Origin of the sequence: Coprococcus sp. AM100_B19A (assembly GCF_027662015.1) — a bacterium.
GTDB lineage: Bacteria > Bacillota > Clostridia > Lachnospirales > Lachnospiraceae > Allocoprococcus > Allocoprococcus comes.
Map to the genome: position 1 here is coordinate 135,118 of NZ_JAQDKN010000001.1, position 14,539 is coordinate 149,656.

Annotated in this window: 19 protein-coding genes; 6 read left to right on the forward strand and 13 right to left on the reverse strand. The window is 43.8% G+C overall.

What is annotated here, in order from left to right; all coding sequences use genetic code 11:
• Positions 1 to 12: 12 nt before the first annotated feature.
• The 6 genes from rimM to PGQ33_RS00685 all read right to left on the reverse strand — a co-directional run bounded on the left by rimM (position 13) and on the right by PGQ33_RS00685 (position 3,938).
• Positions 13 to 525, reverse strand: a complete 513-nt coding sequence (rimM, locus tag PGQ33_RS00660) for a ribosome maturation factor RimM (protein ID WP_195254947.1) — start codon at positions 523 to 525, stop codon at positions 13 to 15.
• A gap of 179 nt (positions 526 to 704) precedes the next feature.
• Positions 705 to 935, reverse strand: coding sequence for a KH domain-containing protein (locus PGQ33_RS00665; RefSeq protein ID WP_008370600.1), 231 nt, complete (start codon positions 933 to 935; stop codon positions 705 to 707).
• 23 nt (positions 936 to 958) lie between these two features.
• Positions 959 to 1,204, reverse strand: coding sequence for a 30S ribosomal protein S16 (rpsP, locus tag PGQ33_RS00670; protein ID WP_022220623.1), 246 nt, complete (start codon positions 1,202 to 1,204; stop codon positions 959 to 961).
• Positions 1,205 to 1,283: 79 nt separating this feature from the next.
• A complete protein-coding gene (gene ffh, locus PGQ33_RS00675; RefSeq protein WP_008370602.1) occupies positions 1,284 to 2,648 on the reverse strand; it encodes a signal recognition particle protein in 1,365 nt (454 codons plus the stop codon).
• Position 2,649: 1 nt separating this feature from the next.
• Positions 2,650 to 2,994, reverse strand: a complete 345-nt coding sequence (gene ylxM / locus PGQ33_RS00680) for a YlxM family DNA-binding protein (protein WP_008370603.1) — start codon at positions 2,992 to 2,994, stop codon at positions 2,650 to 2,652.
• Entirely contained in the window at positions 2,994 to 3,938 is a 945-nt protein-coding gene (locus PGQ33_RS00685) for a S8 family peptidase (protein WP_177999310.1), read from the reverse strand. The genes ylxM and PGQ33_RS00685 overlap by 1 nt, the downstream gene beginning before the upstream one ends.
• A 135-nt stretch (positions 3,939 to 4,073) precedes the next feature.
• Between PGQ33_RS00685 and PGQ33_RS00690 the strand changes: the two genes are divergently transcribed.
• A complete protein-coding gene (locus PGQ33_RS00690; RefSeq protein ID WP_173699872.1) occupies positions 4,074 to 4,346 on the forward strand; it encodes a chorion class high-cysteine HCB protein 13 in 273 nt (90 codons plus the stop codon).
• Between the two features lie 66 nt (positions 4,347 to 4,412).
• Here the strand turns inward: PGQ33_RS00690 and PGQ33_RS00695 are convergent, their stop codons facing one another.
• Together PGQ33_RS00695 and PGQ33_RS00700 are read right to left on the reverse strand one after the other, a co-directional pair.
• Positions 4,413 to 4,544: a hypothetical protein gene (locus PGQ33_RS00695; protein ID WP_270203524.1), complete on the reverse strand. Its 132-nt coding sequence runs from the start codon at positions 4,542 to 4,544 to the stop codon at positions 4,413 to 4,415.
• Between the two features lie 37 nt (positions 4,545 to 4,581).
• Positions 4,582 to 4,818: a hypothetical protein gene (locus PGQ33_RS00700; protein ID WP_044998655.1), complete on the reverse strand. Its 237-nt coding sequence runs from the start codon at positions 4,816 to 4,818 to the stop codon at positions 4,582 to 4,584.
• A 128-nt stretch (positions 4,819 to 4,946) separates the two neighbouring features.
• Between PGQ33_RS00700 and PGQ33_RS00705 the strand changes: the two genes are divergently transcribed.
• From PGQ33_RS00705 to PGQ33_RS00715, 3 genes are all read left to right on the forward strand, one after another.
• Positions 4,947 to 5,081 carry a hypothetical protein gene (locus tag PGQ33_RS00705; RefSeq protein WP_270205058.1) on the forward strand — a complete coding sequence of 45 codons (135 nt, stop codon included), beginning with the start codon at positions 4,947 to 4,949 and terminating at the stop codon, positions 5,079 to 5,081.
• Between the two features lie 2 nt (positions 5,082 to 5,083).
• A complete protein-coding gene (locus tag PGQ33_RS00710) occupies positions 5,084 to 5,386 on the forward strand; it encodes a hypothetical protein (protein ID WP_195368524.1) in 303 nt (100 codons plus the stop codon).
• 63 nt (positions 5,387 to 5,449) lie between these two features.
• A complete protein-coding gene (locus PGQ33_RS00715) occupies positions 5,450 to 6,184 on the forward strand; it encodes a tRNA pseudouridine synthase A (RefSeq protein WP_270205059.1) in 735 nt (244 codons plus the stop codon).
• Between the two features lies 1 nt (position 6,185).
• On the opposite strand, the gene PGQ33_RS00720 is transcribed toward PGQ33_RS00715, so the two are convergent.
• A complete protein-coding gene (locus tag PGQ33_RS00720) occupies positions 6,186 to 6,590 on the reverse strand; it encodes a secondary thiamine-phosphate synthase enzyme YjbQ (protein ID WP_008370619.1) in 405 nt (134 codons plus the stop codon).
• A 12-nt stretch (positions 6,591 to 6,602) separates the two neighbouring features.
• On the reverse strand, positions 6,603 to 7,460 hold the full coding sequence (locus PGQ33_RS00725; RefSeq protein WP_270205060.1) for a patatin-like phospholipase family protein: 858 nt from the start codon (positions 7,458 to 7,460) through the stop codon (positions 6,603 to 6,605).
• A 177-nt stretch (positions 7,461 to 7,637) separates the two neighbouring features.
• Between PGQ33_RS00725 and PGQ33_RS00730 the strand changes: the two genes are divergently transcribed.
• Positions 7,638 to 9,278, forward strand: a complete 1,641-nt coding sequence (locus PGQ33_RS00730; RefSeq protein WP_117558663.1) for an ABC-F family ATP-binding cassette domain-containing protein — start codon at positions 7,638 to 7,640, stop codon at positions 9,276 to 9,278.
• A gap of 143 nt (positions 9,279 to 9,421) precedes the next feature.
• Here PGQ33_RS00730 and galT read toward each other — a convergent pair whose 3' ends face one another.
• Positions 9,422 to 10,912, reverse strand: a complete 1,491-nt coding sequence (gene galT, locus PGQ33_RS00735) for a UDP-glucose--hexose-1-phosphate uridylyltransferase (protein ID WP_270205061.1) — start codon at positions 10,910 to 10,912, stop codon at positions 9,422 to 9,424.
• Positions 10,913 to 11,055: 143 nt separating this feature from the next.
• Positions 11,056 to 12,339, reverse strand: coding sequence for a galactokinase (locus tag PGQ33_RS00740; protein WP_270205062.1), 1,284 nt, complete (start codon positions 12,337 to 12,339; stop codon positions 11,056 to 11,058).
• A gap of 208 nt (positions 12,340 to 12,547) precedes the next feature.
• Between PGQ33_RS00740 and PGQ33_RS00745 the strand changes: the two genes are divergently transcribed.
• A complete protein-coding gene (locus tag PGQ33_RS00745) occupies positions 12,548 to 13,549 on the forward strand; it encodes a LacI family DNA-binding transcriptional regulator (protein ID WP_270205063.1) in 1,002 nt (333 codons plus the stop codon).
• A gap of 154 nt (positions 13,550 to 13,703) precedes the next feature.
• Here the strand turns inward: PGQ33_RS00745 and PGQ33_RS00750 are convergent, their stop codons facing one another.
• Entirely contained in the window at positions 13,704 to 14,336 is a 633-nt protein-coding gene (locus PGQ33_RS00750) for a histidine phosphatase family protein (protein WP_055248837.1), read from the reverse strand.
• Positions 14,337 to 14,539 lie beyond the last annotated feature (203 nt).

The following is a 14,539-nucleotide window of genomic DNA, read 5'->3' on the forward strand; positions in this document are numbered from 1 at the left end:
CTATTCTGTCGCTTAAATCAGTCCGTCCATCAGATGAACAGTCATTTTCCTATTCTCAGTATCTACATCCAGAATACAGTCATGGATTGCCGGAAGAAGCACCTCTGTGTGCGCCTCTGTCGATACCACATAGACATCATTCGCACCGGTTTCCATAATATCTGCCAGGACACCGAATTTTTCACCGTCCTCAGTGTAGACATCCATGCCGATGATATCTGCCATGTAATACTCATCCTCTTCCAGTTCCACGGCATTCTCACGAGATACAAGAAGCGGCATCTTTCTGTATTTTTCAATATCATTTATGTTATCGATCCCTTTGAACTTCAGAATCACATACTGTTTAAAAAATTTTACACCTTCAATTTCAAGGGGAATCTGTTCTTTTCCTGTATCAAGAACCACATCTTTCAGAGCACGGAAGCGATTTGGATCATCCGTTGTCGGAAATACTTTAACTTCACCTTTGATTCCGTGGGTAGATGTGATCACGCCAACTTGCAGGTAATCATTTTGTTGCATACTTTGTCCTTTCTTAGCATAAGATAAACTTTACACCGAAAAAGTCTGTTTTAGTCTTTTGAAGCGACTTTTTCTCCATCCCCAGATACAGTGAATCTGTCATTGGCAGCTTCACTTGCATACTAAGGTATGATAAAAAACGCAGATAAAAATAAATTTACCTGCGTTTTATTTTTATGCTATTGCATAATTTCAACCACGACTTTTTTGTCTTCTTTGGCCGCGGCTGCCTTTACAACGGAACGGATTGCTTTCGCAATTCGGCCTTGCTTACCGATCACCTTTCCCATATCATTATCTGCGACATGTACTTCGATCACGGTAGTCTTGCCTTCCTGTTTTTCCGTAACCACGACGCCTTCAGGATTGTCCACAAGTGCTTTCGTAATTACTTCTACTAAATTTTTCATCACTCGCACCTCCGCGAAGCAACCTATTTTTCAATACCTGCTGCCTTAAAGATTTTTCCAACTACTTCTGTAGGCTGAGCACCGTTGTTTAACCATTTCTTAGCTGCTTCTTCATCTACTTTGAATACGCTAGGATCCTGAGTTGGATCGTATGTTCCGATCTCTTCGATGAATTTTCCGTCTCTTGGTGATCTAGAATCAGAAACAACGATTCTATAGAAAGGAGCTTTCTTCTGTCCCATTCTTCTTAATCTGATTTTTACTGCCATTTTACTTTCCTCCATAAAACAATTTGTATTTATAATAGTTTATCTATATATCACGCATGGTCTGCGGAATATATCTCCTTTAGAAAGGCATCTTGAACTTGCCTTTTTTACCTTTCCCGCCCATCATTCCCGGGAAAGACTTCATCATCTTGCGCATCTGCTCGAACTGCTTCATCATCTTGTTGACTTCCGAAATGTCAACTCCGGCTCCTGCTGCGATTCTTCGCTTTCTCTGCGGAGTGATGATGTCCGGATTCTGACGTTCCTTGATCGTCATGGAATAAATGATTGCTTCGACTCTTGCCATCTTCTGTTCCGCATCATCCGCATCAATATCGGGCATCTTGCCTTTACCAAGACCACCCATGCCGCCAAGTCCGGGAAGCATATTCATGATACTTCCAAGACCGCCCATCTTGCGCATCTGTTTCATACTTTCCAGATAGTCCTCAAAATCAAACTGCGACTTTTTGAGTTTTTCTGTCATCTTACGTGCCTGTTCTTCGTCGATCTCTTCGCCGGCTTTCTCGATCAGGCTGAGTACATCCCCCATACCAAGGATTCTGGAAGCCATACGATCCGGATAAAACTGCTCCAGATCTGATAATTTCTCACCCATACCCACATAAAGGATCGGGCATCCGGTGACTGCCTTGATTGAAAGTGCCGCACCACCTCTGGTATCGCCGTCAAGCTTTGTGACGATTACTCCATCTATACCAATTTTCTCATTAAAGTTCTCTGCAACATTCACGGCGTCCTGACCAGTCATTGCATCGACAACGAGAATACTCTGATGAACCTCGACCGTGTTCTTAATCTCCTGCAGTTCTTCCATCATCTCTTCATCAATATGAAGACGTCCTGCAGTATCCAGAATAATCACATTGTTGCCATTCTTTTCAGCATGCTCCAGTGCTGCTTTAGCGATATTCGCCGGTTTCTGGTTATCTCCCATGGAGAACACTTCCACACCCTGCTTCTCTCCGTTGATCTGCAACTGTTTAATAGCTGCAGGTCTGTAGACATCACATGCTACCAGAAGAGGCTTCTTACCTTTCAGCTTGAACTTTCCTGCAAGCTTTGCTGTGGTCGTTGTTTTACCTGCTCCCTGAAGACCCATCATCATAATGACCGTCTTCTGGCTTCCCGGCTGGAATTTAATCTCCGTTGTCTCAGAGCCCATCAGATTCACCAGCTCGTCATTCACGATCTTGATCACCATCTGTCCCGGATTCAGTCCGCTCATCACATCCTGTCCGACTGCACGCTCCTGCACACTTTTCACAAAATTTTTGACAACTTTGAAGTTAACATCTGCCTCCAGAAGAGCCATCTTAACTTCACGTAGAGCCGCTTTTACATCATCTTCTGTAAGGCGTCCCTTGCTTCTTAAATTCTTGAATACGTTCTGAAGTTTTTCTGTCAAACTGTCAAATGCCATGTTATAACTCCTCTATGATCTCTCCTGAAAGCTTTTTCACTTTCTTTATCAGTTCTTTTTCGTCCTGCTCTTCATAATTCTCAAGAAGCAGATCGATCTCATGGACTTTTTTTTTCACAGACATGAACTTCTCCACCAAATGCAGCTTTGCTTCATAATCCTCCAGACTCTTGTTACAGCGCCGGATCATATCATGAACACCCTGTCTGCTGATCCCCGCATCTCTTGCGATCTCGCTGAGCGAATAATCTTCAAGAACTGCCTGTTCATAAATCTCTTTCTGATGTTTTGTCAAAAGCTCACCATAAAAATCATATAATAATGTCTGCTTTAAAATCTCGTCCATCACTTATCACCTGTGCTATCATATAACAGATTTTCATTGGTGTCAAGTATTTTTTCTTGACATTCAAGAAATTTTTCTACATGCAGGTTCCCATGTCCCTGTCTCTGGTCATAATACCTGCCCTTTTCACAGGAATTCCACAGTCTGTATTTAAGTTCCAGATTACACATATCCGGGTATTTCTGCAAAACCAGAGCCGCTGCCCCGGACACTACCGGAGTTGCCATAGAAGTCCCGGTTTTCGGAATATAGGCATAAGGGCTCCGCACCGGATACAGGTAATTGCAGGAATAGATCCGATTCCCCGGCACGGCAAGATCCGGTTTTTTAATACAATCTCCGGTCGGCCCACAGCCGGAATACTTCTTTCCCAGTTCTTCATCCGCCCCAACTGTGATCACCTTCCGGCTGTTTCCCGGTATCGTGACGCTCCCTTCCTTTGGTCCTTTGTTTCCTGCCGCCGTTACGACTACCAGACCGGCATCCCAGAGCCGTTCTACCCAGAACAGGAACAATTCATCTTCCGGATCCTTCTTATGAGGAAGAGTTCCAATCGAAATATTGACAATCCGGATCTTCATTTCCTTTTGTTTTAACAACACGTACCGGATCCCGTTTATCACATCCCGGATTTTTCCACCACCTCTCTGATTCAGCACCTTGACAGCAAAGATCTGCGCCTCCGGTGCCATTCCGCTGTACAGTCCTCTTCCGCTTTTTCCATTTCCGGCAAGAATTCCTGCCACATGGGTTCCGTGTCCGTTGTCATCATATATGGTTTTCTTCCCCTGTACACAGTCCTTCCATCCCACGATGCGGCCGACAAGATCCGGGTGCTGTGTGATCCCTGTATCCAGAACGGCACAAACGACGCCCTTTCCAGTGATTTTGTTTTGCATTGTATCCGAACACCAGTAGTGGATTTTCCGTTTCAAATCTTTCATATTTAAAATATCCTTTTTCTATTAGAATATTCTTTCTGAAATCAGATGCCAATTTCTTCGAAACTTTTTTGAAACACTGACATGCCTCCTTACATATGATGAAGTGTAAAGAAACCTTACTGGAGGCTATCAAATATGAGTGAATTAAGTGCAACAAACTGCGGATGTGGAAATTCTATGGATAACTGTGGATGCGGAATGTCTTCCTGCGTATGGATCATTCTTCTCCTCTGCTGCTGTGGCGGATGGGGACGCAATGGCGACGGATGTGGATGTGGAAATGACAGCTGCCTGTGGATCATCCTTCTTCTCTGCTGCTGTGGTGGATTCGGCAACGGATTCGGTAACGGATGCGGTAATGGATGCGGATGTGGAAACGGCTGTGGCAACGGTGGATGCGGCTGCTAGTTACGAAACTCAGATCTTATTCGTTCAGACAGACCAGAGGCGGGGCAAATTATATCCCCGCCTTTTTTATGTTTTGTTTTTGCGCTTCTCCCGTTGCTTTTCGTGTTCCTCTTCCTGCTCCTTTTCCTTTTTCTTTCGCAAACATTCTTCATCCACTTCATAGATCGCATTCCCATCAATAATAATCCGGCTGCTCATTTAACAAAATCCTTCCATTAGTTCTTCCTTTGCTTTATTATATGTGGATCTCATATTTTCCGTCTTCTTTACATATATATTTATAACGCTGAACCGTGGAGGACATATGGAAAAGAAACCGCCCCTTGTCATGACGCCATTTGACGAGTCTCTCACGAATGATTTTCTGCAACTTGTCAAAATCATTCTTCCCTATCTGCCCGATCACGTTCAGCGTATAGCTGGCATTTATGTGAAACTTACGGAACTTATGAATGCCTTTTACTGTTTCCAACCTCCTTATTATCATAATCGCAGAGGGCGGCTACGAAAGCAGGAGAAAGATCCGGGCAGCATGTTTGAAGCAGTTGTACCCTATCTTTCTCCTGAAAAAAGAGAAATGTTCGATTCCTTTTCCGGAATATGGCAAATGATGGAAATGATGAAAGAGATGGACTTTGGAGATCCTGCAAATATGACAGATATGATGAATGGATTTCAGGCAGCACAGGATATGACGGATATGATGAGTGGATTTCAGACAGAAAGGATGGATGAAAATGAACGAATGGATGGAGCATCCGGATCTTGCGAATCTGGATCCGCTGAAACAGGAGCTGATCCGGACAGCAGCGTTGAAAGCCGGCGGCAAAAACGGGAAAGCACTGGTCCCGGTGATGATGTCACTGATCACCGGTGCGAATAAACGGGGAATCCGGTTTACCCCTGATGAGATTTCGCTGATTCTTTCAGCGATCAAAGAAGGGAAAAGCAAACAGGAGCAGGCACAGATCGACCAGATGGTGCAGATGATCCGGACAATACAGGCAGGAAAACAGCCACCAAGGTCCGGAAGGCAATAAAAATTGCCTTGCCCGACAATCAATGCTATAATGAACGGCAGAAATGCACTTCAGGAGGAGCTTATGACAACGATCAAACTTACCATAGAATACGACGGAAGCCGCTATCCGGGCTTTTCCACAAAGAAAAAAAGCACCAGTATCGAATCAAAGCTTACACTGGCGATCAGGGATGTAACCGGACAGTCCACACAGCTTTTTGCTGCCGTAAAGACAGAACCGGGTGTTCACGCAACACACCAGATTGTAAGTTTTCAATTAGAAAAAGAATCTTTTTCAGGCAATACAGAACTGTTAAAAATGAAATTAAACGCAGCTCTTCCGGCGGATATTGCAGTCACCTCGCTGGAAATCGCAGATGAACGTTTTGTGGCTTCTCTCGCGGTAAAAAGCTGTACCTATACCTGCAGGATCGCCACAGATCCTGCCGCAGCATTATTTTCCCGTCCTTACACCTGTGTTGTAAACGAGTCTCTTGACCTGGAATCCATGCAGCAGGCAGCGCAGCTTCTTACCGGTACGCATGACTTTGCCGCATTTTCAAACGGACGTACCAGAAAAAGTACAGTGCGCACTGTAGAAACGATCAAAATTAACCGCGAAGACCAACTGATACAGATTCAGCTGACTGCAAATAGTTTTCTCCGGCATATGCCGCAGCTTCTTGCCGGTACCATTCTCACAGCTGGAAAAGAAAAAAAGACAGACGGAACTACGCTGACTCTCGCTGGTGTAGAATCAGCAGCTCCTGTCTGTCCTTCGCATGCATTCACCCTGACGGATGTACAACTCCGTTAATCTATCCTTCGATGATCTTCACATAAAAGGTACGGTTTCTTGGTCCGTCAAACTCGCAGAAATACAGATCTTGCCAGATGCCAAAGACGATCTCTCCATCATGGATGATCAGCGTCTGTGACGGTCCGACCACCGTCGTCTTCATATGTGCATGCGAATTTCCTTCTGCATGCTGGTAGAAGAACTGTTCTGCCGGAAATACTTTTTCAAAGCCACACAACATATCATGCACCACATCCGGATCTGCATTCTCATTGATCGTAAATCCGGCTGTCGTATGTGGTGAGAAGATCACAGCAATCCCTTCTCTTACACCGCTTCTTTCGATGTCTTCCCTTACCATTTCTGTTACCTTTGTCATTTGCTGCGATGCGTTTGTCGCAATCTGATGTTCGTACAGATGCATATGCACACCTCCTTATTTTTCCAGATAAGCTTTAAGTCTCGGAAGCTCTCTTTTCATCATTTCATAGCCATGATCGTAGAAAGCCATCAGCTTATCATAATCTTTTTCCAGTCTGGATACCGGCTTCATTTCCGGGCGAAGGACGAAGATATTTCCTTCTTTTTCCAGCTTTTCTATGTATTCTTCTGTCCGGTTATACATCACCGGTCTTCGGATACAGGTGCGGACAAGTGCCGGATATTTGCTGTACATCTTCCGGTATAACTTACCGACCGCTTTGGAAGTTGGTTTTTTGCGGTAGCCTTCCGGTCTCGTCAAAATGAGAACTATTTTTTTCAGTCCCTTTTCCTGCACATGCTTTACCGGAATGGAATCGGCAAGTCCACCATCCAGATACGGAATCCCGTCTATATTTACGATCGGACATACAAGTGGCATACTGCTGCTAGCGCGGCAGATCTTCATCAGCCGGTCACTGGCGTTCTCTTCGGTCATATATTCGGCATTTCCCGTAAGACAATTGGTTGTCACGATCTCACAGGTCATTCCATTTGAAAAATAAGTATCAAAATCAAACGGAAAGAGTTCATTCGGATATTTATTGAATATCATATCCATATCCAGAAGACTTCTTTCTTTTACGAAATCTTTAAGTCCGTAATAATAGCTGTATTCCTTTCCTCTGTGGATCATACAGTCCCTTGTCCTGCCGATCTGCTTTGAGACATAATCGACTGCGTTACAGGAACCTGCCGATACACCGACCACGTATGAAAAATACAGATCTTTTTCCATCAAATAATCCAATGCGCCGGAAGTAAATACACCTCTTGTTGCACCGCCTTCCAACACCAGTCCTGCTTCTGTCAAAACACTCGCTCCTTTCGTCCTACCATGCTGTATATTTCGTGTATGATTTATAAGTATACCACAAATTCTTCCTTATGTTAATGCTTATTCTCTTGCGAAAATTGTGCAGTCATGTTACCATAATGAACGTAATGCAAAAATTGAAACGATAATTCTATTTGAATAAGGAGAATTTTTATGATTAGTACAAGTAATATCACCCTCCGCGTAGGGAAGAAAGCCTTGTTTGAAGATGTAAATATCAAATTTACAGAAGGCAACTGCTACGGTCTGATCGGAGCGAACGGGGCCGGAAAATCTACATTTCTTAAGATCCTTTCCGGGCAGCTTGAGCCGACCAGCGGAGAAGTCATCCTCACACCAGGTGAGCGTCTTTCTTTCTTGCAGCAGGACCACTTCAAATACGACCAGTATCCGGTTCTTGATACTGTAATCATGGGAAATGCCCGTCTTTACGAGATCATGAAGGAAAAAGAAGTGATCTATGCCAAAGAAGATTTCACAGACGAGGACGGGATCAAGGCAAGTGAACTGGAAGCAGAATTTGCAACCCTGAACGGATGGGAAGCAGAATCTGATGCCGCATCTCTTCTGAACGGACTTGGAATTGAGACAGAGCTTCACTACAATATGATGAGCGAGCTGACCGGTGCACAGAAGGTCAAAGTCCTTCTTGCACAGGCACTTTTTGGTAATCCGGATATTCTTCTTCTGGATGAGCCTACCAACCACCTGGATCTGGATGCGATCGCATGGCTGGAAGAATTCCTGATCAACTTTGACAATACCGTGATTGTTGTTTCCCATGACCGTTATTTCCTGAATAAGGTCTGCACACAGATTGCCGATATCGATTACGGTAAGATCCAGCTCTACGCCGGTAATTACGACTTCTGGTACGAATCCAGTCAGCTGCTGATACGTCAGATGAAAGAAGCCAACAAGAAAAAAGAAGAAAAGATCAAGGAGTTACAGGACTTTATTTCCCGGTTCAGCGCCAATGCGTCCAAGTCCCGTCAGGCAACTTCCCGTAAGCGCGCCCTGGAAAAGATCCAGCTTGATGAGATTCGCCCATCCAGCCGTAAATACCCTTACATCGATTTCAAACCAAACCGCGAGATCGGTAATGAAGTTCTGATGGTCGAAGGCTTATCCAAAACCATCAACGGGGAAAAAATCCTGGACAATCTTTCCTTCACACTGAACCGGGACGACAAAGTTGCATTTGTCGGTGGAAATGAATTTGCCAAAACTGTTCTCTTCCAGATCCTGATCGGAGAAATGGAGCCGGATGAAGGTACTTATAAATGGGGAATCACCACTACACAGGCATATTTCCCGAAAGACAGCGGAAAAGAATTTGACAATGACGATACCATCGTAGAATGGCTGACTCAGTATTCGGAAGAAAAGGATGTTACCTATGTACGAGGTTTCCTTGGAAGAATGCTTTTCGCCGGCGACGACGGTGTAAAGAAGGTTAAAGTTCTTTCCGGCGGGGAAAAGGTACGCTGTCTGTTATCCAAGATGATGATCTCCGGTGCCAACGTACTGATCCTCGACGAGCCTACTGACCACCTGGATATGGAATCCATCACTGCGCTCAACAATGGAATGAAGAAGTTCCCTGGCGTACTTCTGTTCTCTTCAAGAGACCACCAGATCGTTGAAACGACAGCAAACCGTATTATGGAAATCCTTCCGGATGGTTCAATGATCGATAAGATGACAACTTACGATGAATATTTGAAAAATAATATTGGGGCTTCTAAGAGACAGGCAATCCTGGATCTGAATACAGAAGAACAGGATGACTAAGAATTTATCTTGTCGGTACATTTGTGCTGATGTATAATAAATCAGGACTAAAACTCAGGTAGTTCCCCCGAACAATTGAAGTTCGGTCCGACACCCGAGTTTTAGTCCTTTTTTATCTTTTTATATTCTTTTTTTGCTCTATATTACAGGCTTCCAACAAACCGCTCAAATGCTGACCTGCCTTCTTCTGTCTGCTTATAAACGCCGGCATCTTCCAGCACCTGGTTAAACACCTGTCCGATTTCCTCATGGAGAATGTCCATGATATTTTCTTTCGTAATGTCTGTATATTTTGGAAGGAATTCTTCTACCCAGTCTGCATGCTTTTCAAGCACTTCATTGCTGCGGATGTCCTTTCCTTCAAGGATTGCATCTGCAAGCTGTTCCATCTCACTTTTCAGTCTTGACGGCAGCACTGCAAGTCCCATCACCTCGATCAGACCAATATTCTCTTTCTTGATGTGATGTAATTTTGCATGCGGATGGTAAACGCCAAGCGGATGTTCTTCTGTCGTAATATTATTTCTGAGAACAAGATCCAGCTCAAAATACCCATCCCTGATTCTGGCGATCGGAGTGATCGTGTTGTGCGGTTCTCCGTTCGTCTCGGCAAAGATAAATGCGGCTTCGTCTGTATAAGATCTCCAACACATTAAAATATGGTCAGCTGCGCTGATCAGACGTTCTTTGTCTTTGCACTGCAGACGGATAACAGACATTGGCCATTTTACCATTCCAGCGCGCACATCTTCATACCCCGGAATCACATATTCTTTAATAACCGGAGCTTTTGCCATTGCAAATTCATGATTTCCACCCTGGAAATGATCATGGCTTAGGATCGATCCTCCTACGATTGGAAGATCTGCATTGGAACCAACAAAATAATGTGGAAACTGGCTGACAAAATCCAACAGCTTTGCAAAGGTTGCACGCTCAATTTTCATCGGCACATGCTCTCCGTTGAAAACGATGCAGTGTTCATTGTAATACACATACGGTGAATACTGGAATCCCCAGTCTTTTCCATCGATCCTGATCGGAATGATCCGGTGATTCTGTCTTGCCGGATGATTGACGCGACCGGCGTAGCCTTCATTTTCCTTACACAGCTGGCATTTCGGATAACCACTCTGTGTAGCATTTTTTGCTGCCGCGATCGCTTTCGGATCTTTTTCCGGTTTGGACAGATTGATGGTGATCTCCATCTCCCCATATGGTGTCTCTGTGATCCATTTCTGATCCTTTTTAATCCGGTATCTTCGGATATAATCGCTGTCCTGACTAAGCTTGTAAAAATAATCGGTCGCCTTTTTCGGTCCTTCCTGATACAGTTCATAGAATTTATGGCTTACCATGCTCGGTAACGGGACCAGTTTTCCCATGATTTTTGTATCAAACAGATCCCGGTACACGATTGAATCTGCAATCAGTTCTTTTTCCACTGCATAATCTGTAATCTCCTTCAGAATCTGTTCCAGCTCCTCTGCACCCCTACTTCCTGGTGTCTCCTCGTAAGACTCCAGACCAAGTGCCTCTAAAATCTGATTGGTAACAAATATTTTATCTTCCGGTGCTACAAGCCCCGTATCTAATCCATACTGTACCAGTTCTGTAATTGCCTGATCGATCATTTTTCTTCCTCCAAATCTTTTTGCTCGTCCTTTATCCATCCATTTTCAATGCGGCACATTTTTTACACCGAATCCTTTATTTATTCAGATAGCAAACTAAAATCTGTATTTATGTCTAACCTTGACAGCTAGCATATTTTCGTTTACGCGATTACTTTCATTCCGCCATATTTACGAACCTTTAATACGTGGCAGGATCCTTCTCCAAATACTGCATCCAATGCTTTTCTGTACTCTTCTACAAAATCATTCTTCACAAATGCCTGAATGGTTCCGGCAAATCCGCCTCCATGCACACGGCATACTCCATGGTTTCCGAGTACATTTTCGCTGACTGCAAGGGCAATGGATACTGCCTGGTTCTGCACGTCACGGTTAGTATATACATTCTGAAGATATTTGAAAGAGGAATCTCCGGATGCTTTGATCATATTAAGGAAATCTTCAAATCTTCCTTCGCGAAGGGATGCAACCTGTGCTGCAACTCTCGCATTATCACCGAAGAAATGCATAGCCCGAAGCACCGGACGGTCTCCAAGCTTCTCGCGGAGTGCCGGGATCGCTGCAAAAAATTCTTTTTCATCTACGTCACGGAGAACTTCTTTTCCAAAATATGTTGCAATAGCTTTCATATCCGCCGGAATCTGTGCATAATCCGGTGTCAGATCCTGATGAGAACCTTTGGTATCTACGATGCACAGACTGCATGCATGATTTTCAAAATCTACATCTACTTTTTCTACAACCGGAGCCTTTGGATCTTTGAAATCAATGTGGATCAGTCCACCAACCGCGCAGGCTGTCTGGTCCATCAGACCACTTGGCTTTCCAAAGTAAACATTTTCAGAATACTGACCAATCTGTGCAATCTCTACCATGCTGATCTGCATATCGTTGTAAAGTCCGGAAACAATGGTTCCAATGATTGTTTCAAATGCAGCAGACGAAGAAAGTCCTGCTCCGATCAGCACATCACTTGTCACATAAGCATTGAATCCACCAATCTTGTATCCGCGTTCTTTCAGTCCTGCAAGTACGCCACGGATCAGTCCGATAGATGTCCCTTCTTCTTTGTCAACCTTTTCTACATCATTCGCATCGATAATGATCATATCATATCCTTCCGATACCACACGGACGGTCATATCTTCATTTTTATTTACAATTGCGATCGCATCCAGATTAATAGAGGTTGCAAGCACCATTCCGTGCTGATGATCTGTATGATTTCCACCAACTTCACTTCGTCCCGGTGCGCTGTATACTTCTACTTCTCTGTTCCCATACAATTTCTGATACTCTGCCATCGCTTTTACATAGCGTTCTTCCTGATGTGCAATCACACTTTCATCAATATAAATATCTTTTAATGTATCACGGTACACGCCCTGTTTCATTTCTTCCATAAGTTTTGTAAGCTGTTTCATCTTCATTTCCTCCAAATACATTTTCGATTCTGCTTTGATAATTGTATTATAAAATATATTTAGTAAATTTGCAATATATATTTACTAAATATTTCAATAAATTTACTAGTGAATTTTTGTACAGTTCTACATAATTCTTTCACTTTCCATTTTTTTACTCCTCTGTTATAATAGAAGAATCAGAAATTTTTTAACAAGGGGGCCGCTTATGGCAACAATCAAAGATATTGCTTCTGCTGCCGGTGTTTCTGCCGCAGCAGTTTCACGTATACTGAATAATGATGAGACGCTCAATGTCTCACCGGAAACCCGACAGAAAGTACTGGATACTGCAAGAGAGCTGCATTATGTAAAGCGCGGACGTTCTTCTGTCAAATCACTTTTTACCCTTGGGATCATTCAGTGGTTCTCTTCCCAGCAGGAACTGGAGGATAATTATTATCTTCTGATCCGTCAGGGAATTGAAGATTACTGCCTCTCACACAATATCCAGATCGTACGTACCTACAAAAGCGACATCAATTACATGGACGTTCTGAAGGATGTAGACTGTCTGATCTGTATCGGCAAATTCAGTCAGGAGGAAATTTCTTATCTGTATGAGATGAATTCGTGCATCCTGTTCCTGGATATGCCGGTAAACGATGACCGGATTTCCACAATTATTCCGGATTTCGGTGAAGCAGTTACAGAGGCTCTGGATTATCTGACCGGGATCGGGCATCGGGAGATCGGTTTTTTTACCGGAAAAGAATATATCGGCGAAAATCATCTCTATCCGGATTACCGGAAAAAAGTCTTTATTGATTACTGTGATGCACACGATCTGATTTATGAGCCTTATATCCAGGAGGGTGTCTTCCGGATTTCTTCCGGTTATGAGATGGCATGCAATCTGATTAACGGCGGCAAGCTGCCGACGGCGATCTTTGCAGCAAGTGATCCGATCGCTTTTGGTGCGATCAAAGCCTTTACCGAACACGGGATCCGTGTTCCGGAGGATATTTCCATCGTAGGCTTTGATGATATCAATATGGCACAGTTTTCTGCTCCACCGCTGACAACGGTCAGTGCGCCAGCTTATCATATGGGAATGTACGGAGCTTCTATTCTGCAGCATCTCCTGAGGGAGCATCCGGGACCTGCACTTAAGATCAAACTGCCGTGTAAGCTGGTTGTCCGGAATTCGTGTAAAGCGATTGAAAAATAGCTCATATCTGTGTGAATATACCAATGAATTTTATCTAACATCAAAAAGCTCCCATCCGGAGAAGAAATGAGTTATAATTAGCTCACATTTCTCCGGATGGGAGTTTTTTTATTAAACAATTCATCAGAAAGCCTTTAGGACATCAAATAACTTTCTACCAGTCCTGCACTGACTCTTGATAATAAGTCACATTTTCCTGTAAAATTTCTATTTTTCCATCTTTTACTTCCGCAATTGATACCGCACAGTTCTTATGTACCCCCTGCTGCCAGTACCCGGAAATCGGCAGACCTTTCATCAGGCTCAGAATCCCGCAAAGTGCTGCACCATGTGTGGATAAAAGTACATTTTTATCCTGAAGCTCTTCTTTCTGATAAAGTTCTTCCAGAAAATTATTCAGACGTGCCCGCACTTCTTCAAAGGATTCCCCTCCTTTTGGCGGCTGATACACTTCCGGTGCATTAAAAAAGTTGCGAAATCCCGGATCCGGAATATTCCATCCCTCTTCTCTGCAGCAAAGTCCCTCAAATTCTCCAAAGCTCATCTCCTGGATCCGCTTATCCGGGACAATCGGAACCTCCCTGTCCCCCAGGACGAGCCGTGCCGTCTCTGCCGCCCTTTTCAGCGGGCTTGTGTAACAGACCGCAAATGGAACATCTGCGAGTGCCGGAGCCGTCTCTTTTGCAAGTAGTTTTCCAAATTCATTCAGCGGAATATCCACCTGTCCCTGTAATTTTCTTTTTTTATTCCAGTCCGTCTCTCCATGACGGATCATATATATTTTCATCTCTTAGCTTCCTCCTGCTATCATTAAAAACACACGCATCCTCCGTGCCAGTCAGCATAGCGATTGGCACGGGAGTTAACAGTAACGATTATAGCACATTTTTCACCTTTCTTCCACCAAAAGGCTTGTTATTAAACTTTATGACAGTTATAATGATGTTGGGGTCAAAAGGTATTTTGACCCCTTTGATACCAGATTGCTAC

Coding starts and splice junctions, on each gene's coding strand:
- rimM (WP_195254947.1), bottom strand. CDS start 525: ATGCAACAAAATGATTACCTGCAAGTTGGCGTGATCACATCTACCCAC.
- PGQ33_RS00665 (WP_008370600.1), bottom strand. CDS start 935: ATGAAAAATTTAGTAGAAGTAATTACGAAAGCACTTGTGGACAATCCT.
- rpsP (WP_022220623.1), bottom strand. CDS start 1,204: ATGGCAGTAAAAATCAGATTAAGAAGAATGGGACAGAAGAAAGCTCCT.
- ffh (WP_008370602.1), bottom strand. CDS start 2,648: ATGGCATTTGACAGTTTGACAGAAAAACTTCAGAACGTATTCAAGAAT.
- ylxM (WP_008370603.1), bottom strand. CDS start 2,994: ATGGACGAGATTTTAAAGCAGACATTATTATATGATTTTTATGGTGAG.
- PGQ33_RS00685 (WP_177999310.1), bottom strand. CDS start 3,938: ATGAAAGATTTGAAACGGAAAATCCACTACTGGTGTTCGGATACAATG.
- PGQ33_RS00690 (WP_173699872.1), top strand. CDS start 4,074: ATGAGTGAATTAAGTGCAACAAACTGCGGATGTGGAAATTCTATGGAT.
- PGQ33_RS00695 (WP_270203524.1), bottom strand. CDS start 4,544: ATGAGCAGCCGGATTATTATTGATGGGAATGCGATCTATGAAGTGGAT.
- PGQ33_RS00705 (WP_270205058.1), top strand. CDS start 4,947: ATGGCAAATGATGGAAATGATGAAAGAGATGGACTTTGGAGATCCTGC.
- PGQ33_RS00710 (WP_195368524.1), top strand. CDS start 5,084: ATGAACGAATGGATGGAGCATCCGGATCTTGCGAATCTGGATCCGCTG.
- PGQ33_RS00715 (WP_270205059.1), top strand. CDS start 5,450: ATGACAACGATCAAACTTACCATAGAATACGACGGAAGCCGCTATCCG.
- PGQ33_RS00720 (WP_008370619.1), bottom strand. CDS start 6,590: ATGCATCTGTACGAACATCAGATTGCGACAAACGCATCGCAGCAAATG.
- PGQ33_RS00730 (WP_117558663.1), top strand. CDS start 7,638: ATGATTAGTACAAGTAATATCACCCTCCGCGTAGGGAAGAAAGCCTTG.
- galT (WP_270205061.1), bottom strand. CDS start 10,912: ATGATCGATCAGGCAATTACAGAACTGGTACAGTATGGATTAGATACG.
- PGQ33_RS00740 (WP_270205062.1), bottom strand. CDS start 12,339: ATGAAACAGCTTACAAAACTTATGGAAGAAATGAAACAGGGCGTGTAC.
- PGQ33_RS00745 (WP_270205063.1), top strand. CDS start 12,548: ATGGCAACAATCAAAGATATTGCTTCTGCTGCCGGTGTTTCTGCCGCA.
- PGQ33_RS00750 (WP_055248837.1), bottom strand. CDS start 14,336: ATGAAAATATATATGATCCGTCATGGAGAGACGGACTGGAATAAAAAA.